A 21,952-nucleotide genomic window follows, 5' to 3' on the forward strand; every position below is an offset into this window, starting at 1 on the left:
TGGGATAAAACAATATTTCTATTGTAATCACTAAATGGATAAAAAGAAACAACAAATACCGACATGAATAGGGAAAAAGCACCATACCAAGTAATAATTACTGGTATGATGCTCCAAATTTAACTTCGAATTCCAAGGGCATGTATAATATGTTTTACCCGTTCTCCATAATGTAAACCGCGGAAAAACCCATAATCGAACAATTTAGCAGCACCCTCAAATCGGCTGCCATAGGTCTCTGCCCCCATAACGACCGCAATAAGCCGGTGCCCCTCTCGCTGGGCTGATCCCGCAATACAATATCCCGTCTGGCTATCATATCCAGTCTTCAACCCATCTGCTCCATCGTATGCGTAAGCGCCGCCCATACCTGGAAGCATAAGGTTGCTATTACTAACATATAACCCTTTATCCTTTAATTGCATCTGTGTACGACCGGAAATATTCAGTACATCAGGATGATTATGGATTAGCGCAGCTGCCAATTTGGCTGTATCCCTCGCTGTCATCAACGTCTGGCCACCGATATGCGTAGGCTGACGAATGATACCAAGATCCTTGCTCGACAATCCAGAGGCGTTGGTAAATACCGTATTAGGAGATAAACCTAAACTACGTGCTCTATCATTCATCATAAGTACAAAAGAATCCTCTGATCCTGCCATATATTCTGCCAATGCAACTGCAGCATCATTAGCAGAATAGATGGTGATGCCTTCGAATAGCTCCCTTACTGTATAGAAATCTCCTCGTTTTAATGAGAGACTCATACCTCCCATTTGACTGGCGTAAGCACTAATAGGGACTCTATCCTCCCACCTAAGGGTTCCAGAGGTTATGTGATCCAGCACAATCATTTCAGTCATTAATTTAGACACACTGGCCGGTGGCATAGGCACATCGCCGTTTATATTGACCCATATGTCTCCACTATCCATATCTAGCAGCACTGCTGAACCCGCGTCAATATCCGGTTTAAAGCCCAGCTCGATAGGCCTCCACACCGTAATTAAGACAACGACTATCAAAGCTGCACCAGCCCATATCAATATCCGTCTCTTCATCGTTGTCATCCTCCATAATATATATGACGAATGAAACAGCAATTTGATTTCACTTTTTGCGTAATTTTTTTTATTTTTTTTAATTTAGTCCTTTATCCACCATTTATTAGGCTCAATTATGGAGCCCAAAGAATCAACACGCACACCTTGTAGACGTTTATTAACAGCAGTAATGCTTTCTCTTTCCGCAAAAAAGATCATTGGAACCTCTTCATTCACTAGCTTCTGCCATTCATAATAGATTTGTTGTCGATAATCTCTATCATATGCCTTCATACTTGTGCCATCGCGAATCAATTCTTCATTCCGCTCCGAGGACCAACGTGGGTAGTTCCACAAATCATTCTCCCTCCAGAGACCTGAAGGATCAGGATCATTAGCTAATCCCCATACCCCGTTAAACAACTCAATGGACGGATCATCAGCCTCTACTGCTTCATAGAAGGTGTTGAGCTCTTTTAACGCCCCACCATTAAGCTGCACATCGAGTCCCACATTTCGCCAATCCTCCAGAATAGCAGCAGTTCGTAACTCCGCTGAATGACTGCCTAGCATAGAATCATAATGAATAACTAACTTTTCTCCTTTTTGATCCTCACGCAGCCCATCTCCATCAACATCTACAAAACCAGCCTCATCAAGCAGCTGCTTCGCTTTTTCCGGATCATAGGGATACGTATTAATCTGACTGTCAGGGATCTTCGCCCAGCTTGCACTGGAAACCGGAGTTTCTATAGGCTTGCCTAACCCATGAGAAAATGATTGAATGATCCCCTCCCGATCAAGTGCATAATACATCGCCTGACGTAATCTTTTATCCGCAAATTTAGGGTTATCCATTACGATTTTTTCAGCTTCACTATCCCAATACCCAAATTTAAACCCTATATACTCATAAGCAAGCTCATTTGATTGTAAAATATTAATATTATCGAGTTCGCTCAGCTTTTCATAAGTATCTCGTGGGGCATTCTCTATATCAATTACGCCTTGTTCAAACAGGCTGATGATTTCCTTGTCATCAAATACCTTATACAACACACCATCCAATAAAGCCTTACCTTTATAGTATTGATCAAAGCGCTTCATCTCGACCCGCTGGCCAGGTTCAATAAGGCTCACCTCAAAGGGGCCAATCCCAATCGGATTTTTTCGCATCTGATCACTCTCAGGCATATCCTTAACAGCGACTCCAGTATAATATTTTTTATTCATCGGATACGGCCATAGATTATCAATCGTATTAACGCGGGCAGCTGTCATTGTTATTTTCAAAGTATAAGGATCTATAACCTTAAGGCCTGTTATATTCTTCGCCTCACCCTTATGATAGGCTTCTGCACCTTGAATCATTTCCACACTATAATAACGCGATCCGGTGTATTCTGGACTAGCAATAGTCTCCATCGCAAATTTCCAGTCCTCTACGGTCAGTTCATCTCCATTATGCCAACGGATTCCCGGTTTAATTTTAAAGGTAAATATTCTATGATCCTCGGACTCCTGCCAAGTGGCGATATTAGGAACCGTTGATAAATCATCATCTATCGTAAACATGGCCTCAGTAATAAACTCCAGCACATGAAAGTCATCTTCACCTTCATAAAAAGCAGGCTCAAAGAAGCCCATAAACGGCGATGAGTATCCATAAGTAACTACTCCGCCAGTCTGTGGCTTTTCGACCACCTCATTGTGATGTAAAGATAATGAATTACTGCTGGTACCTGCTCTGCTGCATGCTGACAATACAGTAGTCATCACGAGCATTGTTAACAAGAACCCGCATATCTTCTTATTCTTCATGTGTTCCTTCCCTTCTCTAGTTGAACGTATATCTACATATAAGCTATGGAATAAATATTTACTGTAACAAAGTTTTAGAATGGTTACAATAACTTCTAAGCTTTAGGCCTATACTCCTGCTTGAATTTACGCATATTTCATAGTATTTATAAAAAAAGAGGGACCTACCTCATAGGCAGATCCTTTTATTACATTATTCTTCATCCTTATGCGTAATTCTCAGGCCTTCGACATGCTTACGCTGCATCAATTTCCGCTTTTTACGGGTATCCTTGCTCTCAAAAATTATATCAAAGTCATATTCCTCAGGATACAGCTCATCTTTGGATAGATATGGCTTTAAACGTTTATGATTAATCCGCATTTTTTGCTTCTGGATCATCACTCCGACCATTCCTAAGTGATCTCTTTTCTCATAAACAATGCCTATCCGCCCTAGTGAAGTTACAAGAACAGCATCACCAATTTCATATTGGGTCTGCTTCTCCTTATCGCTCAGTGATTCCGCAGACTTTTCTTCTTTTTCAAAATCCTCTATAACAGGTGCAGTCTTCCCTTTCTCCCCCTCTTTGCTAAAAAGACTTGCCCATGCCGACCCATCACCTTTCTGTAGCCTTTGCTGCTGCGCCTCAACGATCTCCCACGATCGCTTGATAACGTTATCCTGGATACCCAGCTTTTTGGCAATTTGCAGAGCGTAACTCTCCCCCGCTTCTCCGATAGTCAGACGATACAACGGCTGCAGCGTTTCTTTGTCGAATTCCATTCGTGCATTTTGAAAACCGGCTGTCGCAGCGGCAAAGGCTTTTAGCTCATTAAAATGGGTTGTGACGATAATATTGGCCCCTTTACGGCTCAGCTCTTCCAGAATGGCGATTGAGAGGGCAATTCCTTCACCAGGGTCTGTACCTGCCGCCAGCTCGTCAATGAGCAGCAGCACCCCTTTAGAGGCATCTCTCAGCATTCCCTCAATACTCTTCATTTGTGCCGAAAATGTACTCAGTGATTGGGCCAAACTTTGTCCGTCTCCGATTACACTGATCACATCCGTAAAGACCGTAAACTCACTCCCTTTCTCGACCGGAATCAACAGCCCGGATTGAGCCATGAGGGTCAGCAGCCCGAGGGTCTTGAGCACCACCGTTTTCCCGCCTGTATTTGGACCTGTAATGATTAGGGATTTATATCCCTTCCCTATCTCCAGGCTAATTGGAATCATGCCCTGCAGCATGGGATGTCTGCCTCCGTTCATCCTTAGAAAACCCCTATCATTTAGAGTAACCTCAGATGCTCCCAGCGTTCGTGCATATTTTGCTTTGGCAAAAATAAAATCATAGGTGCCTGTAACCTCGATATTTAGGCGCAGTGCAGTTTGTTCCTGTTCTACCATGCTGGTCAGCATACTGAGGATCACAGCTTCTTCACGCGCCTCTTCTCCTAATAACAAATCCAGCTCAATCTGCATGGAGGCGATCTCATCTGGTTCGATGAACACCGTCTGTCCACTTGTGGATTGATCAAGTACCGATCCCTTTATTTGCTTATGATACTCCCGCTTTACGGGGATAACATATCGTCCACCACGCTGACTATAAATATTCTCTTGCAAAATCGATTGATGGCGCGTCATGATCCCGTCAATTTTTTTATGAAGACGTTCTTTAGCTACGGCAATCCGTTTACGAACCCGCTCTAACCCCTTACTAGCTCCATCATCAATCGCCCCAAAGCGGATACAACGATCAATTGCTTCCCGCACATGATTTAATTCCAGCAGCGAGGAAGCATAAGCAGCAATCCGGGGAGCACTTTGCTCTTTAGAAGCCATATATTTGCGCAATTGACTACAGCTCTTTAGAAATGTAGCCACTGCAGTGAAGTCTTGCTCACTGTACAAATATCCAGTCCCCATTAGTGACATGATCCACTCAATCCCCTCCAATGAAGGAATCGGTACACTGGACCCCCGCTCGAGCAGCTCTTTAGCTTCAGACGTTTCCTCCATCGCTCTTTGAATCGAAGGCAAATAGGTCATAGGCATAAGCTCTTCTACAGTTTTCTTTCCTACATAAGATACCGCATGACGGCTAAGCTCGGTTTTAATAATTTCGTATTCCAACGTGTTTAGACTTTGTAAATTCACAGCAAATCCTCCTTATTGACCTAACTTTTTTTGGAACTAAATCTCCCTAACGCAAAAAGGACAAAGAATGCCACTATGGCAGTCCTTGCCCTTCTTTTTATGCTATTGTTCTCTGGCGTCTTAAGGTCCCCATAAAAGCCAGGGTGGCCGAAAAACAAAAAAACCGTGCTCTAAGAGCACGGTTAATTACAAAGAGAACAACAGCCGTAAAGAGGCCATATGACGCTTCGTGTGTTCTTAACTAAATCATCCACTGTTAGGAACAACAGACCTCTGCGCGAAACGAACTCAAATAGAGCACGTAAACGCCAAAAGACGAGCCTGCTAAAGCCTTCCTACTCCAGTGTTATGAAATTGCTAGTTAAGAACGGTCACCAACATCAATATTTCCCCTTTTGTTATAGGATAGCTGTAATTTAACACATTCCAGATGGAACGTCAACGTAATCCACACGCTGGCTTTTCACAACAAAAAAGCAGCCGGTTTCCCGACTGCTTCTATAAAACGTCCTATTCCGTTGTGTAAGGAAGCAACGCGATTTGACGCGAGCGTTTTACAGCAATGGTAAGAGCGCGTTGGTATTTTGCACTTGTACCTGTTACACGACGTGGCAAAATCTTTCCACGTTCGCTGATGAACTTCTTAAGAAGTTCAGTATCTTTATAATCAATGTGAGTAATCTTGTTCACAGTGAAAAAGCAAACTTTTTTACGCTTGTTGCGTCCACCACGACGTGCTGGTCTTTTGTCGTTGTCAGCGCCTTCTCTTGGTTTAAAAGCCATATTCTTTTCAGTCCTTCCTAATTAAAATGGCAAATCATCATCCGATATATCAATCGGTTTACCATCGCCCGAAAAAGGATCTTGAGTATTGTTGTTACGCGAGAAATTATTGTTGTTATTTCCGCGTCCAGCGTTACCACCGCCACCATATGCTGGCTCTTCAGGCATACTACTTGCACCACTTGAAGTATTTCCACCTTCACGGCTTTGTGAAGATTCCAGGAAACGAACATTATCAGCAATAACTTCAGTTACGTATACACGTTTACCTTCGTTATTCTCATAGTTCCGCACTTGGATGCGTCCTTCCACTGCTGTCAGACGACCTTTGCGCAAATAATTGGCACAGGTTTCTGCTAGCTGTCTCCAGGTAACAACCGGGATGAAGTCTGCCTCACGTTCACCGTTCTGGCCCGTAAAGTTACGATCTACGGCAAGCGTAAATTGAGTTACGGCAACACCAGCGGGAGTATAACGAAGTTCCGGGTCACGGGTCAACCGTCCGATCAAAATGATACGGTTCAACAATTCTGGTCCCCTCCTTTAGAGCGATTCATTACAAAGCTTGTCAAGATCTTAAGCAACGTCGTTCGTAATGAGATAACGAATAACTTCGTCAGAAATCTTCATAAGACGTTCTAATTCAGTAACTACTGCAGGTTCTGCATTGAAGTTAACCAAAACATAAACGCCATCACGGAATTTCTTGATCTCATACGCAAGACGGCGTTTACCTTGCACTTCGTGCTTTGTAATTTCCCCGCCATTGGAGATGATGCCTTGGAATTTATCGACTGCTGCTTGAACAGCTTCTTGTTCAATGTCAGGACGAATAATGTACATCACTTCATATTTGCGCATAATTTTCACCTCCTTATGGTCTGAGGCCCCTAATCACGTCAGGAGCAAGGAACGAGCACAAACATAGACTCGCACCTGATTAATATACCAAAACGAGCAGCAGAGTGCAAGCAATATTAATACCGGACAACCCTCCACCCTCTTTTTACATGAAAAAAAGCCTACCTGCGCACAATAATCAGTGAATTCATCTGCACTTAAGGAAGGAGCGATAATGATGGGCGAAAAGACAGAATATGAAAAAGGCGACAAAGCCCCCAATCCAGGCATGTATACAGAGGTAGGTGAAGCGCGAAGCTTCCACACCGAAATTCAGAATCCACAACATATTAAAATGGAAAAAGGGGACACCTTCCCCGAGACCAGTAACAAAAATCGGAAGTGGAAAAAGGTTGAAAAAGCACGTGTACATTAAATAAAAATAAATGTGTATAAAAAAAACGACATTACACATACTATACTCAGGCAGTACAAAAGAGAGGTGTGGTTCCGTTGGCCGTCGTAGACGAACACAATCACAGGATATCTGATTCAGCATCTATTGTTAGCTGGGAATAGTAGTGGGTTATTGTCTAAAAAGCAGTAACCTCAGCAACGCCTAAATCACTTTAGTCGCTATATACAGAGAAATTCCAACATCATTGATGTACTGCCTCTTGAAGAAGGACCCGAAAGGGCCCTTCTTTTTGCATGTTATGATCTTTTGCAAACAGCTCAGTGGACACAAAAAAACCTCCGTTACAGGAACGAAGGATTCATTAAAATGTTATATTATACTGAAGTGGCGGAGAGGGTGGGATTCGAACCCACGCACGCTGTGACACGCCTAACTGATTTCGAGTCAGCCCCCTTGGGCCTCTTGGGTACCTCTCCGCAGCAAAAATAATTGTATCATGCAGACATGCCATTTGCAAGCTTAATTATTGTCTGTATTTCCCTCTGCAGAACGCAGTACCTTCTTCATATTCTTCTCGAATTTCGCCCGGGGAATCAGAACACTATGCTGACATCCTGTACACTTAATGCGGATATCCATCCCCATACGAATGATCTCCATCTCATTAGAACCACAAGGGTGCTGTTTCTTCATCTGTACAATATCTCCAAGCTGAAAAACTTTACGTTCCACTACCCTTCCCCCTTTTTCCCCTCTTGTGTAGCTGCGATTTGGCGTCTTGATCCAGTGTCAGGCGTATCCGATACTTCCTGCTCATTTTCTGTTTTTGCCAGTTCAATTTCAGCCTTTGCTTCTTCTTCTGCCTTCAAACGCGCTTCCTCTTCGGCTTGAGCAGCTTGGGCCTGCTCTAGACTGCTTAGTTTCTCTAGTGCCTGCTTAATATCATTCTGAATCTGTCTCTCCGCAACCTCTTTTGCATTAGGTAAACAGCTAGCCGCTATACGAATTACATATTCCGAAGTACTCATGGACTGTATACCGAGCACATTAGGATAAGCAAGAACATTAGAGTTACGCTCTTCTATTCCTTTTAGAGCTTCTCCAATCAAACCTAGCGTGGCCTCCAAGCTCCGCTCCATTTTTACAGGAACATCAACTACAGCCAATGCATTCGAGAGAGAATAATTGGTCACGTTAGTGATTAATCCATTCGGGATAATAAATACTTCTCCAGTTGTGCTTAACAGTCTGGTTGTTCGCAGTCCAATTAATTCTACCGTTCCTTTATAGGTCCCCGTTTGAATTACATCACCCACTGCAAATTGATCCTCTAAAATAATAAAGAAACCTGTAATAACATCCTTCACCAAACTTTGTGCCCCAAAACCCACTGCTAAACCAAGCACACCCGCTCCAGCCAACAATGGTGCCAAATCGAAGTGGAACTCAGAAAGCACGAGCATGATCATCACAAAATTACAGATAACTGTCACTACATTTTTCATCAATTCCCCAACCGTAGTAAACCTTCGTGTGTTGGACAGAAGTCTGCCACCGGTTTTACGCTCAAGCGAACGATCAATAATATTAGAAACAATTTTAATAATAACCCGGGTTAAGAGAAAAATAACAAGAATCCGTAGACCCGCAAATAATACATCCGCCCACATATCAGCATCGGTAAACCAATTCCACACCTTATCTTTAAAGCGAATGGCATCTTTTAATGTATCCGCACCGGGTGTATCAGCCTCCAGTATCCACATATTCATCGCATGTACTCCTCCCTACCCCTAAATCAGTATGTAGTTCTCGTTGTGTTTTCCGTAGATGCCGCGTATTTCTATTTCCTGCTCAACTATAATTCTTTTTACCTCTTCCAGCGCATTTTGAAAAAACTGAATTGAAATTGCACAGCCTGCGGTGATCTCCTTCGGAGTTGGAAATATATCAATTTCTATTTCAGCATACTCAAGCAGCATTTCAGCACGAAGCGCCTGCTGGGTGGAGTCAAATGCTATTAACATCTCATCCTGCATATACGTCAAGCCTCTCCATAGGTTTATCGTCCTATCTCTTGCTGCTGGAGTATAAAACCCCTCTTCTATCCATATACTAGATACCAAGAAATAGAATCACCTTTAGAAAGGAAGATGGTATGAACTCCTCATCCAAGGCTACAGCAGCGCAAGAAACGTCCTGTTTAAAAATATCACATACAGATCCCGATATCTATTCCGCAATTACTCATCGGCTACTTTTTCACTTTTCACGCACGCGTCCAGAGACTCAAATTATCGTCATCTGTGTAGGCACTGATCGCTCCACCGGAGATTCTCTCGGTCCTCTTGTTGGTACTGCCTTATCCCGTTTTCATAGTCCATTGTTTCATTTATACGGTACCCTTGAAGAACCGGTTCATGCCGTCAATCTTGAAGAGACTTTGTCTCTAATTAATGAAAAATATAATAACCCGTTTGTCATCGGAATAGATGCCTGCTTAGGTCACTCTACTAGTGTTGGCTGCATCCAAGTCGTTGAAGGTCCCCTCAGACCAGGAGCTGGCGTAAATAAACAATTGCCGCCGGTTGGAGATATCCATTTGACTGGAATCGTTAATGTCGGCGGCTTTATGGAGTATTTCGTATTGCAGAATACACGGCTAAGTCTAGTCATGCGATTATCTGATATTATCGCTACAAGTCTATATTCTGCTTTAAAACAATGGAACCTGCATGCTACTTCTGCTGCAACGCGAGAGTTATAACTTCTTTTTCTTCAGGCGATAAGGCATATTGTGATTCCCCATTTTGCATAGGCTTGGAGTAAATATATGAGTTCTCACGATTATGAAGGCTGGTTAATACAATGCCACTGCTATTGTCATCCAGAATAGCCACCGAGAAGCTCAAATCATTACCACGTTCACCGAAGGCATTATAACGCTTCAGAGCGATATTTGACTTCATGCCGCGGATTTTGACTTGGGTAGCTTCTATCAACGCTTTTTGCTCACGTTGTTCTTCTTCCAGCATGTCGCTTTGGTTCTTCAGATCAACCAGAAGGCCTTCCAGATCCTCCACACCGCTTCCTGCCATCATGGCCTCATATTTGCGCCGTATAGTCCGCAGCTTAGCTCCCTGGGCGATTACAGTCACTATCAATACTAGCATAATTACTACGAAACCAAACACAAACCACTGCAACTGTTCATTAATTAATTGATTCATTTCAGACATGAATGGACCATCCTTTTTATTTATCTGCTGCGGGCATCAGCCATATAACTCATCCATAGCAGCTAGCATTCTGCTTATATTATGCTCTGTTGTATCTACGCCTACACTCGCCCGAACAGCACCACTTTCTAGTGTATCAACAGCCTTATGTGCCAGTGGGGTACAATGCATACCCGCTCTGACGGCTATTTTATACTCACGATCTAGACGGTGGGCTATATTCGCCGATTCTTCCCCATCCACTACAAACGACACAATTCCAGTTCTCGGAGCCCCTAATGTGGGCCCTAACAGTTTAATGTTTGGAATATGGGACAAGCCCTCCATCAGCAGTTGAGTCAGCTTCCACTCTCTTTCGTGGATAACGTTTGTCCCTATCGATTTTACCTTTTGAACACCGGCTAGTAAACCAGCAATTCCTACCGCATTTTGCGTTCCCGCTTCATACCGATCTGGGCGAACAGAGGGTTGTTCACTATTCTCAGATTGACTGCCTGTCCCTCCATGCATTAAGGGCTCGAGATCCAATTCAGGTGATATATAGAGCCCACCAGTCCCTTGTGGTCCAAGCAATCCTTTATGCCCAGGAAAAGCTAATAAGTCAATATTCATCTTTTTCACATCAATATCAAGCGAGCCTGCACTTTGAGCAGCATCCACTAGAAATATAGCACCCTTTGCTTTAGCTAGATCCCCGATTTCACCAATGGGAAGTATACTACCTAATAAGTTGGAGCTATGATTACAAATTACCATTTTAGTGTTTGGTCGAAACGTTTTGCCCAATTCGTTCAAATCCAATTGACCCGCTCGATCCACCTTCAGATAATCAACACTTATCCCTAGTGACTTACGTAAATATTCCAAAGGTCTCCGCACAGAATTGTGTTCAGTCATTGTAGAGATTACATGATCCCCTGCTTTGAGCGTACCTCTAATCGCCATATTTAATGCCATCGTAGTGTTTTGGGTAAACGCTATGTCTTGTGCATTAGAAACCCCAAACAACTCCGCCAGCAAACTCCGGGCTCTCACCAACACCCGTCCGCTTCCCATGGCCAACGAATAATTTCCTCTGCCAGCATTTGCTCCCGACTGCAAAGCATTCATCATCGCAGCTGCCACCTCTGGAGGTTTAGGCCAGGACGTAGCCGCATGATCCAAATATACGAAGTCTTCCATAACCCTGCTCCTCGTCTCATACTCTTTTTCATTAAGAAGAAACAACGTTGTCGCCCTTTATTGATAATAACCTTATCTGTAGAAAATATAAGGATAATATTCAGCTGCACTTTATACATCCTTATATTTTGAAAAAACATACCCCTACTCATCCGATTACGGATAGCTCAGGATATGTTCTTGGCATAGATACCCATTTAGTTACCCAATAATTCTAACAATCTTTCTAAGTCCTGCGCACTGTAGTAATTTAGTTCAATCTTCCCTTTTTCCTTACCTTGTTTTATCTTAACCGTTGTTTTAAACCGTTCACGTAATACTTCCTCTACATTATCAATATAGGGATCACGTTTAACAACTTTAATCTTTGTACCGTTCGTTGGCTTTCGATCCAGATTTTTCACTGTTTCTTCAAGCTCTCTTACGCTCCATTGCTGTTCCACGCATTGTTCAGCCAATTGTTTAATAACTTCCGGATCTTTCAGGGCAACAATAGCTCGTGCATGTCCCATAGACATTGTTCCACGTGAAACATATTCTTTTACTTCTTCCGGTAAAGTAAGCAATCTTAGGAAGTTAGCGATGTGTGATCTGGACTTTCCAACTTTAAGTGATAGCTCTTCTTGTGTGAGTGAAAATTGATCCATCAAACCTTGATAAGCAACTGCGATTTCCATTGCATTTAAATTTTCACGTTGCAAGTTCTCAATCAGGGCGATCTCCATGACCTGTTGATCACTTAGATTTCTTACGACTGCTGGAATCGTAGGTTTACCACAATATTGCGATGCCCGGAATCTGCGTTCACCGGCAATGATTTCATACCCCTTCAAAACACTACGTACAATGATCGGTTGAATCACGCCATGTTGTCTGATGGACTCAGCCAATTCCTGGATTGCTTCTTCATTGAAATCCTTGCGTGGTTGATAAGGGTTAGCCCGTAATTGAGCTAATGGGATTTCTACTACCTTATCATCTTCATTAATAGATAAAGAAGGAATCAGAGCATCCAGACCTTTTCCTAAACGTTTACTCATAAGAAATCACTTCCTTTGCCAACTCTAAATACACTTCTGCTCCCTTTGAGCGAGGATCATAAGTAATAATGGATTGTCCATGAGACGGTGCCTCACTTAAGCGGACATTCCGAGGAATGATAGTTCTGTAAACTTTTTCCTGGAAATACTTTTTAACCTCTTCGATGACTTGGATCCCTAGATTCGTACGGGCATCCAACATGGTTAATAGTACTCCCTCTATTTTTAAATGCGGATTAAGATTTTTTTGTACTAGACGCACGGTGTTTAAAAGCTGACTCAACCCTTCGAGCGCATAATATTCACATTGAATCGGAATGATTACCGAATCAGCAGCTGTAAGGGAATTGATCGTCAAAATCCCAAGGGATGGAGGACAATCAATGATGATGTAGTCATAATTATTTTTAACCGCATTTAGGGCTTTTTTCAATTTCAACTCTCTGGAAATCGTTGATACTAATTCGATCTCCGCCCCTGCTAATTGAATGGTCGCCGGGATGATGTGCAGTCCTTCATTTTGAGTTTCAAGTATCGTTTCTAGAGGATTTACTTCATTAATGAGAATGTCATATATACAATTCGCTACGTCCGCCTTGTTGATGCCAACGCCGCTGGTAGTGTTACCTTGAGGATCGATATCAACTAGAAGCACTCTTTTTCCTAATGTAGCCATACCGGCACCTAGGTTCACAGAGGATGTTGTTTTACCGACACCGCCTTTTTGATTTGCTATGGCAATAATCTTGGACACTAATTTCACCTCGAATAGTTAGGAAGAATCTTCTCGTAGATCGCAAGTACAAACGGCCAAACTATGTTACTTTATATGAGCTAAAACTCTAAAATGCAGGACTGAGCAATACATCCTGGTTTAAGTCACACAAAAGGCGGCCAATCACTTTAAGGCCGCCTTCAGCTTTTGAAACAATTTATCTTTTGGGGATCTGGATTACAATCTCGTAATGGTCACCACGGTCATTTTCTGACGTTTTGATTTCCATACCTGAGCCTGACACCATATCAATAGATTGACGAATTGTATTAAGAGCTAGACGAACATCCTTGGTATAGGAGACCCGTTTTGACTTTTTAGTTTGCGAAACTTGTTTATAGAAAGCAATACGAGCTTCCGTCTGTTTAACATTTAATCCTTTTGCAATAATCTCTGCCAAAACTTTTAATTGCATTTCCACACTATCCAGTGATAAGAGTGAACGCGCATGTCTTTCGGAAATCTGACGTTCCATCAACGCTGTCTTAACCTCTTCAGGTAAGTGGAGTAAACGAATCTTATTCGCAATAGTCGACTGACTCTTGCCTAAGCGTTGTGCTAAGCTTTCTTGTGTTAATTGATGAAGATCAATTAACTTCTGATAAGCGACAGCTTCTTCTATGGAGGTCAAACCTTCACGCTGTAGATTTTCTATGAGCGCAATAGATGCAGCCTGAGAATCATTGAACTCACGGACAATAGCAGGGATCGTCTCTAAACCAAGCTTTTTAACTGCCCGCCAGCGCCGTTCACCTGCGATGATCTCATATATGGAATCTCGCATACGTACAACAATAGGCTGAATGACACCATGAGTTTTAATTGTCTGACATAACTCATCAATTTTGTCATCATCGAATATAGTCCGTGGTTGGTAAGGACTGCTAACGACCTCATGAACTGGTATTTGTTTGATTTCTTCTCCGCTGCTCCGCTCGTTAAACCCAAATAGCTTGGTAAATTGTTCTTTCATTCCGTTCATAACCACCTAATTTCGTTATAGTACGATCTTCTTGACCTTCTTCACGGAAAGCATATCGTACAGCAATCTAAAACATTCTGATATTATGGAATTACCTGTAATGAACAGGCATCATAATCTCTCCTTCTTTCGAACAAGAGTACAGAGAAGGAGTTATATACAAAATTAAAGTCTACTATGCTATTCTATCACTTTTCTCCACATAATCATATTCTCCGTAAAGACCTATTTTTCCTGCATTTTTACAGGTGCAACAACCAAATCAGCTTATAAATCTAATTTTTATCTAATTTGATATTTATCGATTTTTGTTATCATCATCTTCATAAAAAAAGAGCATTCCCTTTGTTCAAAGAGAATGCTCCTAAAGGAACTTTGAGTATCGGCAATGTTTCACGTGAAACATTATTTTATCAATGGCATTTTGGCAGGAATTCCCGCTTTTCTTGGGTATTTAGCTGGTGTTGCTCCTGTCTTCCGGATCATAACAATATGTCGATCCGACTCCTCCACTGGTAAGCTGAACGACTCCACTTTGCTGAGTTCAGCACGAAGCTCTTTTAAGCTGTACTTAGCTTCGCTTAATTCCTCTGAGGGATCGCTGCCCTTCATTGCAGCGAACACCCCATCTTTGCGTGTGAAGGGAAGACAAAATTCATTCAATAAAGACAGTCTTGCTACCGCACGTGCTGTAACCAAATCATAGGCATCACGATGAGTGAACTTGCGCGCGACATCCTCTGCCCGCCCATGGATCAATTGTACATCAGTTAATCCCAATGTCGTACTTACATGCTGCAGAAATGAAATTCGTTTATTGAGCGAATCAACAATCGTTAGCTTCAAATGAGGAAAACATATTTTAAGTGGGATTCCTGGAAACCCAGCTCCTGAACCGATATCTGCGAGATTGGTGATCTCGTTAATATCAAGGAAAAAAGCTAATGAAATAGAATCATAGAAATGCTTCGTATATACCTGCTCTCGCTCAGTTATACCCGTGAGATTCATTTTTTCATTCCAGGTTACGAGTTCCTTATAATACAGATCAAATTGTGCTAACTGTTCTGCTGTAAGGGATATGCCTCGTTCCTGTAATAGTTGTGTGAATTGAACTTCCGTATTATCCATAGCTTATCCTTTCGCCGCGGTTACCCGGTTGTAATGCTCAAGATATACAAGAAGAATGGAAATATCAGCAGGTGTAACTCCCGCAATCCGAGAAGCCTGCCCGATAGAGATCGGGTGAATCTTAGTCAGCTTCTGCCGCGCTTCCATCGCTAATCCATGGATTTCATTATAATTAATGTCATCTGGAATTTTTTTCTTCTCCATCTTTTGCAGGCGCTCCACATGTTGAAGTTGTTTTTCTATATATCCGGCATATTTAATTTGGATTTCTACTTGCTCCTTCATTTCTGCATCCAGCATCTCTGGTGATGGTGATACTTGATCAACAAAACTATATACAAGCTCTGGGCGCCGCATCAGAACAAGCAAATTACTGCCATCTACAATAGGTGCCGATTCATATTGCGCTAGTACTTGGTTTACATCAACAGGTTTAACCTTTGTTTCTTGCAGACGAACAATTTCACGCTCCACCCGTTCTTTCTTATCTGTGAAGTTATCGAAACGCTCCTGTGTGATCAAACCAATGTCATAACCGATAGGTGTAAGTCTTAGATCTGCATTGTCATGGCGAAGCAACAAACGATATTCTGCACGTGAAGTAAGCAGACGGTAAGGTTCATTCGTTCCCTTAGTCACGAGATCATCAATGAGTACACCAATGTATCCCTGTGAACGATCTAGGATTACGGGTTCTTTGTCTTGCACTTTGCGTGCTGCATTAATTCCAGCCATAACCCCTTGGCCTGCTGCTTCCTCATAACCGGAAGTGCCATTGATTTGTCCAGCAGTGAACAGACCTGGAAGACGTTTGGTTTCAAGAGATGGCCATAGCTGTGTAGGAACCATTGCATCATATTCAATAGCATAGCCGTTACGCATCATCTCTACCTTTTCCATACCAGGAATGGAACGTAAGATAGCTAGCTGTACATCCTCAGGAAGACTAGTGGACAGACCTTGTACATAGTATTCCGATGTATTTTTTCCCTCTGGCTCTAAAAAGATCTGATGCTTAGATTTATCACTGAATCTTACGACCTTATCTTCTATAGAAGGGCAATAACGTGGGCCAGTTCCTTCGATAATACCTGTGAACATCGGCGCACGATGAAGGTTATCATTAATAATCTGATGAGTAACCTCAGAGGTATACGTTAACCAACAAGGAAGCTGTTCGTTATCGGATGATTTCGTTTCGAACGAAAAGAATTTCGGTTCATCGTCCCCTGGTTGAATTTCTGTCTTAGAGAAATCGATCGTATCACGATGTACACGTGGTGGAGTACCTGTTTTAAAACGAACCAATTCAAACCCAAGCTCCCGTAAGTTCTCAGAAAGCTTCACGGATGGCTGTTGATTGTTAGGTCCACTTTCATATGTTAGCTCACCCATAATCACTTTACCACGCAGGTAAGTACCTGTTGTCAGGATAACAGTCTTACTATGGTATTCGGTTCCGGTCTTCGTAACTACACCTACACAACGTCCATCCTCAACGATTAAACGCTCAACCATCCCTTGACGAAGTGTCAAATTAGGCGTTTTCTCCATAGTTTCCTTCATTGTATGTTGATAAAGGAATTTATCAGCTTGTGCACGTAAAGCATGTACAGCTGGTCCTTTACCTGTATTCAGCATACGCAGTTGAATGAATGTCTTATCTATATTGCGGCCCATTTCTCCGCCAAGCGCATCAATTTCACGCACTACATGTCCTTTGGCAGGTCCGCCTATGGACGGATTGCAGGGCATGAATGCAACCATATCCAGGTTAATTGTGATCATTAACGTACTGCAACCCATCCGGGCTGCAGCCAGTGCTGCTTCACAGCCAGCATGACCAGCGCCAATGACGATAACGTCATAGTTGCCTCCATCATAACTCATGTCCTGTTTCCCCCTTGAAATTATATTAAATCGTGAATCTTATTTTCCTAAACAAAATTGTGAGAATATTTGGTCTAACAAAGAGTCAGCTGCAGTATCGCCAATTATTTCCCCAAGCTGTTCCCATGCGAGCCGTACATCGATTTGAATCATATCAATCGGTATATACTGTTCTGCAGCATCGTATGCATCTTGAAGTGATTTATAGGCTTTTTTGAGCAGGGCTATATGTCTCACATTACTCACATATGTCAAGTCACCCGATTCCAGCTTTCCACCAAAAAAGAGTGTCGAAATGGCATCTTCAAGTTTGTCTAGACCTTCCTCTTCCAGAACGGACATCGGTACAATGTTAGACTCTTCAAAAAATGAGAGCAACTTATCCTTATCCAGTTTGGGCGGTAAGTCCATTTTATTCATGATTACTAGGCACTGTCTACCGTGGATTTGTTCCATCAATGCCAATTCATCCTCATGCAGCTCTTCATTAGCATTCAGCACAAGTAGAATCAGGTCGGCGTCACTAACTGCCGCTTTGGAGCGCTCCACCCCAATTTTCTCAACAACATCCATCGTTTCACGAATTCCCGCTGTATCGAGCAGCTTAAGCGGTATATTATTTATCGTTATAAATTCTTCTATTACATCACGTGTTGTTCCTGGAATATCTGTTACAATCGCTTTGTTATCACGCGCTAATGCGTTTAGCAATGATGATTTACCAACGTTCGGACGTCCGACAATAGCTGTTGTAATCCCTTCACGAAGTATTTTTCCTTCATTAGATGTCTTAAGCAGCTTTGTTATTCCCTCCATAACCTCACTGCTTTTATCTTTAATAAATTCAGCTGTCATGGATTCTACATCATGTTCTGGATAATCTATATTCACTTCAATATGAGCCAGCATCTCAATAAGTGTATGGCGTAAAGCATGAATTCGATCCGATAAGGATCCGCTAACCTGTTTTAAAGCTACAGAAAAAGCCCGGTCAGACTTAGAGCGAATCAGATCAATAACAGCCTCAGCCTGCGATAAATCGATACGTCCGCCCAAGAAAGCACGCTTGGTGAACTCCCCCGGCTCGGCTAACCTTATCTCCTGCTGCAGAAGTAAATCCATCACTCTTCTTACAGAAATTACACCGCCATGAGCACTGATCTCTACTACATCCTCTGTCGTAAAAGAACGTGGTCCTTTCATAACGGTTACCAACACTTCTTCCATCTTCTCTCCGTTATCAGGACTGACGATATGTCCGTAATGAACGGTATGCGATTCCGCTTCAGTTAATGGAACTCGGCTACGAAATAATGGTGCCACTTGGGAAATAGCCTGTGGGCCACTTACCCGAATAATAGCAATTCCTCCCTCGCCTAATGCCGTCGATACGGCAGCAATGGTGTCACTAAGCATGCTGTTTTTCACCCCAAAACTTATATTTTTTGAATAGAAACGTTCTTTTATTTTTAAAAAAACAATGACCCCTTACATTGGTCAAGGAGTCATTGCATCCATATAGTCTTTACTTCAAGGTTATAACGACGCGGCGATTTGGCTCTTCGCCTTTACTGAGGGTACTCACTTGCCGGTGATCCTGTAACCTGGAGTGGATAATCTTGCGCTCCTGAGGAGACATTGGCTCCAATACAACCTCTTTACGAGTGCGAATTACACGTCCGGCTAAACGATCAGCCAGCTCTTCAAGCGTTTTTTTACGGCGCTCACGGAAGTTCTCTGCATCTAACACAAGCCGTATAAAACTGTCGGAATAACGGTTAGCTACAATATTAGCCAAATACTGTAGAGCATCGAGAGTTTGTCCTCTTCTGCCAATTAACAGTCCCAAATCTGGACCGGAAATTTGCAGAATCGTGGATTCCTTGGTGTGGACGATTTCTACCTCCACTTCGAGCCCCATGCTCTTAGCGACATCCACAATGAAATGAACGGCTTCTTGGTAAGCTTCCTCCACCGGTTGTCCGGAATCTTGGCGTGGCACACCGCCGATGGCCTCCTGTTTGCTCTCTCTTGCTGACTGTTGAGGCAGTGACGGAGCACTCGCCGCTGATGCCGGTGCGGCTTCGGCTATCAAGGTTAGTTCAACCTTGGCACCTTTCGCACCGATCAATCCCAGGAATCCTCTTGATGGCTGCTCAAGTACGTTGACCGTTACCCGGTCCTTTTGAACTCCAAGCTGGGTTAGTCCCCGTTCTACAGCTTCTTCAATGGTTTTCCCTGTTGCGACGACTTTGCTCATTTTGACTTTTTGGCTCCCTTCGATGACTTGTTGCCGCCTTTGCTCTTCGGAGCAGGACTGGAGTCATCTGTACTTTTTACAGCACTTGCGATTGCCAATTTGTGTTTATCGTTGTTGCGGTATAAGAAGTAGTTCTGAATAATAGTGTAAAGGTTACTGTACACCCAGTATAGTGGCAAGGCTGCAGGGAAATTGTACGACATCACGAAGATCAGAACTGGATAGATCATCATCATGAACTGCATTGGCCCTTGTTGTTGCACTGGGTTCATTTTGGTCATCATTCTAGTTTGAATAAATGTTGTTAATGCTGCTAGCACTGGCAAGATAAACAGATGATCCGGTTTACCTAGCTCCAGCCACAAGAAGGTGTGCTCCCGTAGATGTGGATTATAGTAGATCGAGTTGTAGAGAGCGATAAAGATAGGCATTTGTACGATCAGCGGTAAACAACCCGCCATTGGGTTAACCTTATTTTCTTGGAACAAACGCATTGTTTCTTGCTGCACCTTTTCAGGTGTGTCTTTATATTTTTTCTGGATCTTTTGGAGTTCCGGTTGAATGGCTTGCATTGCACGCGAGCTCTTCACCTGTTTAATAGTAAGCGGAAGAATCAACGTGCGGACAATAATAACCATCACAAGTACGGCTAAACCATATTCTCCGTTAAACCAATCTGCAAACTTGTCCAAGGCAATGGCGAAATAATACACTACATTACTTTGCCAGAAGCCTCCATTCTTCAAATCCTCCGTAGTGTGCGTGACAGCAGCCGACGGAGCGCATCCCGACAGAACAGCTAACGACAACACCATTACCGTGATGAGGAGAAACCATTTTCCTCGTCTAGTCTTCATTAGAGACACTTCAAAACCCCTCTCTTAAACATTCCATTCCACCGTAAATCATACCATAATTATGAATACAAATAAACAAGCCTCTTAAGCACCCTTTATTTGCGGGAAGCCTTGAGTAGCTTGGCTTTACGAAGCACATGCAGCACACTTTTTTCGAGCTCTGCATACTCCATGGAAAGCGCTCCTTTTCTTACGATAAACACCATGTCTAAGCCACCTGCAATCTCAGGTTCATGGTGACGGACGATTTCCTTAACTAATCTTCTCATACGGTTACGGACAACCGCGTTTCCGACCTTTTTGCTAACAGACACACCTACTCTAAATCGCTCTACCTCTTTTTTGCCAAACCAATACACTACAAATTGATGATTCGCAAATGACTTCCCATGGCGGTATACACGACTGAAGTCGGCACGGTTTCGTAAACGTAACTTTTTGTGCACGGGAATCTCCTTCATAAAAATCCGGTTTAAGTGTCCCTCCGAATTTTTTCTTCTAATAGTATAGGCATTTGCAAGCAGCCATAAACGACTACATTTGCTGTGCTGAAATTAAGCTTCTATATATAGTAGGAAAAATAATTTCAACTTCTCACAAAATATTTCTCAATATACGTTAAATAGCCCCGCAAAGTGTAGCTAGCGCATTAAGCGAGATCCTAGACTTTTGCAGAGCAATAATAATAAAAAGCAGTAAAAAAAGACCACCGCAGTGGTCCCTTAGTGGCCTAACTTACGCACTCAAAACTTTTCTGCCTTTCAAGCGGCGAGCTGCCAGCACTTTACGGCCGTTTTTCGTGCTCATTCTTTTACGGAAACCGTGAACCTTACTACGTTTGCTCACATTTGGTCTAAATGTCGGTCTCATAATTGCACCTCCCTTACAGGAACTTAATTACTGTCATATAAGCAGAAACGGACTAAGCCGTCCTTATAGTAGGGACAGTATCTACAAGAATTATCATTTTTATATATCGAGACATATCCTTACAGAAAACACCTTTATATATTTAAACATATTTTATGAGCAAAAGTCAACCTAGTAACCGGCTTGTTCCTCCCCCTCAAGCTCAGGTGTTTATCCACAACTCTCCCCAGGAAAAAAGTAATCCACAAGATATGACAGTTATCCACCTGTGATCAAAAAATAAAGTCGACTACTCACAGTTGAGCACAACCTGTGTATAAAATTATCGAACCTTTGGCGTAAAGTGTCGAACCGTAAACAAATTATCAACAATATGTAGTGGTGTTCCTAATAATTGTACACAAGTGCTTGAATTTGTGGATAAAATAGCCCTGCTCATTGAAAAACAAGGGGCGTTTTGCTATGATGGTATTACTTTTGAATGTGAATAGATTTGTTTGTTCTCTTAATTATCAACAAGCTGTGGATAAAGTTGTGAACAAATCAAATTTATCCATATTTTTTTGTCTCTTCATATTGCCTACTGGGGATAAATATCAGCACCAACCTATTTTCTTCGACATTTCCACTTCATGGCTGATGCCACATTTGGAAGATTTAAAGGAGTGACAGTCT

The 21,952-nt window shown here is 42.5% G+C and carries 23 protein-coding genes and 1 tRNA gene; 2 read left to right on the top strand and 22 right to left on the bottom strand.

The window, feature by feature from the left end:
• Positions 1 to 119: 119 nt before the first annotated feature.
• From MHB37_RS31395 to rpsF, 6 genes are all read right to left on the bottom strand, one after another.
• Entirely contained in the window at positions 120 to 1,064 is a 945-nt protein-coding gene (locus MHB37_RS31395; RefSeq protein WP_312147237.1) for a D-alanyl-D-alanine carboxypeptidase family protein, read from the bottom strand.
• Between the two features lie 84 nt (positions 1,065 to 1,148).
• Complete coding sequence (opp4A, locus tag MHB37_RS31400; protein ID WP_076278205.1) at positions 1,149 to 2,867, bottom strand: oligopeptide ABC transporter substrate-binding protein; 1,719 nt, start codon at positions 2,865 to 2,867, stop codon at positions 1,149 to 1,151.
• A 193-nt stretch (positions 2,868 to 3,060) separates the two neighbouring features.
• Positions 3,061 to 5,010, bottom strand: coding sequence for an endonuclease MutS2 (locus MHB37_RS31405; RefSeq protein WP_405168830.1), 1,950 nt, complete (start codon positions 5,008 to 5,010; stop codon positions 3,061 to 3,063).
• A 510-nt stretch (positions 5,011 to 5,520) separates the two neighbouring features.
• Entirely contained in the window at positions 5,521 to 5,793 is a 273-nt protein-coding gene (rpsR, locus tag MHB37_RS31410; RefSeq protein ID WP_036651767.1) for a 30S ribosomal protein S18, read from the bottom strand.
• A gap of 21 nt (positions 5,794 to 5,814) precedes the next feature.
• Positions 5,815 to 6,321 carry a single-stranded DNA-binding protein gene (ssb, locus tag MHB37_RS31415; protein ID WP_036677780.1) on the bottom strand — a complete coding sequence of 169 codons (507 nt, stop codon included), beginning with the start codon at positions 6,319 to 6,321 and terminating at the stop codon, positions 5,815 to 5,817.
• Between the two features lie 48 nt (positions 6,322 to 6,369).
• Positions 6,370 to 6,654, bottom strand: a complete 285-nt coding sequence (rpsF, locus tag MHB37_RS31420) for a 30S ribosomal protein S6 (protein WP_036677776.1) — start codon at positions 6,652 to 6,654, stop codon at positions 6,370 to 6,372.
• A gap of 217 nt (positions 6,655 to 6,871) precedes the next feature.
• On the opposite strand from rpsF, the gene MHB37_RS31425 reads away from it, so the two are divergent.
• Positions 6,872 to 7,069 carry a YjzC family protein gene (locus tag MHB37_RS31425; RefSeq protein WP_036677774.1) on the top strand — a complete coding sequence of 66 codons (198 nt, stop codon included), beginning with the start codon at positions 6,872 to 6,874 and terminating at the stop codon, positions 7,067 to 7,069.
• 367 nt (positions 7,070 to 7,436) lie between these two features.
• Here MHB37_RS31425 and MHB37_RS31430 read toward each other — a convergent pair.
• From MHB37_RS31430 to MHB37_RS31445, 4 genes are all read right to left on the bottom strand, one after another.
• Positions 7,437 to 7,527 (bottom strand) — tRNA-Ser (locus MHB37_RS31430).
• A gap of 43 nt (positions 7,528 to 7,570) precedes the next feature.
• A complete protein-coding gene (locus tag MHB37_RS31435; RefSeq protein ID WP_036677772.1) occupies positions 7,571 to 7,783 on the bottom strand; it encodes a DUF951 domain-containing protein in 213 nt (70 codons plus the stop codon).
• Positions 7,783 to 8,823: a mechanosensitive ion channel family protein gene (locus tag MHB37_RS31440; protein ID WP_076132919.1), complete on the bottom strand. Its 1,041-nt coding sequence runs from the start codon at positions 8,821 to 8,823 to the stop codon at positions 7,783 to 7,785. Before MHB37_RS31440 ends, MHB37_RS31435 begins: the two co-directional genes overlap by 1 nt.
• A gap of 21 nt (positions 8,824 to 8,844) precedes the next feature.
• On the bottom strand, positions 8,845 to 9,090 hold the full coding sequence (locus tag MHB37_RS31445; RefSeq protein WP_076124321.1) for a DUF3343 domain-containing protein: 246 nt from the start codon (positions 9,088 to 9,090) through the stop codon (positions 8,845 to 8,847).
• Positions 9,091 to 9,209: 119 nt separating this feature from the next.
• Between MHB37_RS31445 and yyaC the strand changes: the two genes are divergently transcribed.
• Positions 9,210 to 9,818, top strand: coding sequence for a spore protease YyaC (yyaC, locus tag MHB37_RS31450; protein WP_036677770.1), 609 nt, complete (start codon positions 9,210 to 9,212; stop codon positions 9,816 to 9,818).
• On the opposite strand, the gene MHB37_RS31455 is transcribed toward yyaC, so the two are convergent.
• The 12 genes from MHB37_RS31455 to rpmH all read right to left on the bottom strand — a co-directional run bounded on the left by MHB37_RS31455 (position 9,790) and on the right by rpmH (position 21,277).
• Complete coding sequence (locus MHB37_RS31455) at positions 9,790 to 10,290, bottom strand: DUF4446 family protein (protein WP_036677768.1); 501 nt, start codon at positions 10,288 to 10,290, stop codon at positions 9,790 to 9,792. The genes yyaC and MHB37_RS31455 overlap by 29 nt on opposite strands.
• Positions 10,291 to 10,326: 36 nt before the next feature.
• Complete coding sequence (locus MHB37_RS31460) at positions 10,327 to 11,472, bottom strand: aminotransferase class V-fold PLP-dependent enzyme (protein WP_076124323.1); 1,146 nt, start codon at positions 11,470 to 11,472, stop codon at positions 10,327 to 10,329.
• A 197-nt stretch (positions 11,473 to 11,669) separates the two neighbouring features.
• Positions 11,670 to 12,512: a ParB/RepB/Spo0J family partition protein gene (locus MHB37_RS31465; protein WP_036677764.1), complete on the bottom strand. Its 843-nt coding sequence runs from the start codon at positions 12,510 to 12,512 to the stop codon at positions 11,670 to 11,672.
• Complete coding sequence (locus MHB37_RS31470) at positions 12,505 to 13,266, bottom strand: ParA family protein (RefSeq protein WP_036677762.1); 762 nt, start codon at positions 13,264 to 13,266, stop codon at positions 12,505 to 12,507. The genes MHB37_RS31465 and MHB37_RS31470 overlap by 8 nt, the downstream gene beginning before the upstream one ends.
• 178 nt (positions 13,267 to 13,444) lie before the next feature.
• The gene (gene noc, locus MHB37_RS31475; RefSeq protein WP_036677760.1) at positions 13,445 to 14,260 is read right to left on the bottom strand and encodes a nucleoid occlusion protein; all 816 of its coding nucleotides are present in this window, start codon (positions 14,258 to 14,260) and stop codon (positions 13,445 to 13,447) included.
• A gap of 414 nt (positions 14,261 to 14,674) precedes the next feature.
• The gene (gene rsmG, locus MHB37_RS31480) at positions 14,675 to 15,400 is read right to left on the bottom strand and encodes a 16S rRNA (guanine(527)-N(7))-methyltransferase RsmG (RefSeq protein ID WP_076218353.1); all 726 of its coding nucleotides are present in this window, start codon (positions 15,398 to 15,400) and stop codon (positions 14,675 to 14,677) included.
• Between the two features lie 3 nt (positions 15,401 to 15,403).
• Positions 15,404 to 17,290, bottom strand: coding sequence for a tRNA uridine-5-carboxymethylaminomethyl(34) synthesis enzyme MnmG (gene mnmG / locus MHB37_RS31485; RefSeq protein ID WP_036677754.1), 1,887 nt, complete (start codon positions 17,288 to 17,290; stop codon positions 15,404 to 15,406).
• A 39-nt stretch (positions 17,291 to 17,329) separates the two neighbouring features.
• Positions 17,330 to 18,706 (bottom strand): tRNA uridine-5-carboxymethylaminomethyl(34) synthesis GTPase MnmE, encoded by a 1,377-nt coding sequence (gene mnmE / locus MHB37_RS31490; protein WP_076124328.1) that lies wholly within the window; start codon positions 18,704 to 18,706, stop codon positions 17,330 to 17,332.
• A gap of 109 nt (positions 18,707 to 18,815) precedes the next feature.
• Positions 18,816 to 19,550 carry an RNA-binding cell elongation regulator Jag/EloR gene (gene jag / locus MHB37_RS31495; protein WP_036677749.1) on the bottom strand — a complete coding sequence of 245 codons (735 nt, stop codon included), beginning with the start codon at positions 19,548 to 19,550 and terminating at the stop codon, positions 18,816 to 18,818.
• Positions 19,547 to 20,416: a YidC/Oxa1 family membrane protein insertase gene (locus MHB37_RS31500; protein WP_076124330.1), complete on the bottom strand. Its 870-nt coding sequence runs from the start codon at positions 20,414 to 20,416 to the stop codon at positions 19,547 to 19,549. Before MHB37_RS31500 ends, jag begins: the two co-directional genes overlap by 4 nt.
• An 86-nt stretch (positions 20,417 to 20,502) precedes the next feature.
• Entirely contained in the window at positions 20,503 to 20,853 is a 351-nt protein-coding gene (gene rnpA, locus MHB37_RS31505; protein WP_036677842.1) for a ribonuclease P protein component, read from the bottom strand.
• A 289-nt stretch (positions 20,854 to 21,142) separates the two neighbouring features.
• Positions 21,143 to 21,277, bottom strand: a complete 135-nt coding sequence (rpmH, locus tag MHB37_RS31510; RefSeq protein WP_036677745.1) for a 50S ribosomal protein L34 — start codon at positions 21,275 to 21,277, stop codon at positions 21,143 to 21,145.
• Positions 21,278 to 21,952: the final 675 nt, after the last annotated feature.

The organism is Paenibacillus sp. FSL H3-0286 (assembly GCF_045040705.1).
GTDB lineage: Bacteria > Bacillota > Bacilli > Paenibacillales > Paenibacillaceae > Paenibacillus_AQ > Paenibacillus_AQ odorifer.

What these genes read in the sequence shown, in the direction of transcription:
- MHB37_RS31455 (WP_036677768.1), bottom strand. Translation starts at nt 10,290, where the DNA reads ATGTCTGAAATGAATCAATTAATTAATGAACAGTTGCAGTGGTTTGTG.
- rpsR (WP_036651767.1), bottom strand. Translation starts at nt 5,793, where the DNA reads ATGGCTTTTAAACCAAGAGAAGGCGCTGACAACGACAAAAGACCAGCA.
- jag (WP_036677749.1), bottom strand. Translation starts at nt 19,550, where the DNA reads ATGAGCAAAGTCGTCGCAACAGGGAAAACCATTGAAGAAGCTGTAGAA.
- MHB37_RS31440 (WP_076132919.1), bottom strand. Translation starts at nt 8,823, where the DNA reads ATGAATATGTGGATACTGGAGGCTGATACACCCGGTGCGGATACATTA.
- rpsF (WP_036677776.1), bottom strand. Translation starts at nt 6,654, where the DNA reads ATGCGCAAATATGAAGTGATGTACATTATTCGTCCTGACATTGAACAA.
- opp4A (WP_076278205.1), bottom strand. Translation starts at nt 2,867, where the DNA reads ATGAAGAATAAGAAGATATGCGGGTTCTTGTTAACAATGCTCGTGATG.
- yyaC (WP_036677770.1), top strand. Translation starts at nt 9,210, where the DNA reads ATGAACTCCTCATCCAAGGCTACAGCAGCGCAAGAAACGTCCTGTTTA.
- mnmE (WP_076124328.1), bottom strand. Translation starts at nt 18,706, where the DNA reads ATGCTTAGTGACACCATTGCTGCCGTATCGACGGCATTAGGCGAGGGA.
- rpmH (WP_036677745.1), bottom strand. Translation starts at nt 21,277, where the DNA reads ATGAGACCGACATTTAGACCAAATGTGAGCAAACGTAGTAAGGTTCAC.
- noc (WP_036677760.1), bottom strand. Translation starts at nt 14,260, where the DNA reads ATGAAAGAACAATTTACCAAGCTATTTGGGTTTAACGAGCGGAGCAGC.
- MHB37_RS31425 (WP_036677774.1), top strand. Translation starts at nt 6,872, where the DNA reads ATGGGCGAAAAGACAGAATATGAAAAAGGCGACAAAGCCCCCAATCCA.
- MHB37_RS31460 (WP_076124323.1), bottom strand. Translation starts at nt 11,472, where the DNA reads ATGGAAGACTTCGTATATTTGGATCATGCGGCTACGTCCTGGCCTAAA.
- MHB37_RS31395 (WP_312147237.1), bottom strand. Translation starts at nt 1,064, where the DNA reads ATGAAGAGACGGATATTGATATGGGCTGGTGCAGCTTTGATAGTCGTT.
- rsmG (WP_076218353.1), bottom strand. Translation starts at nt 15,400, where the DNA reads ATGGATAATACGGAAGTTCAATTCACACAACTATTACAGGAACGAGGC.
- MHB37_RS31445 (WP_076124321.1), bottom strand. Translation starts at nt 9,090, where the DNA reads ATGCAGGATGAGATGTTAATAGCATTTGACTCCACCCAGCAGGCGCTT.
- MHB37_RS31465 (WP_036677764.1), bottom strand. Translation starts at nt 12,512, where the DNA reads ATGAGTAAACGTTTAGGAAAAGGTCTGGATGCTCTGATTCCTTCTTTA.
- mnmG (WP_036677754.1), bottom strand. Translation starts at nt 17,290, where the DNA reads ATGAGTTATGATGGAGGCAACTATGACGTTATCGTCATTGGCGCTGGT.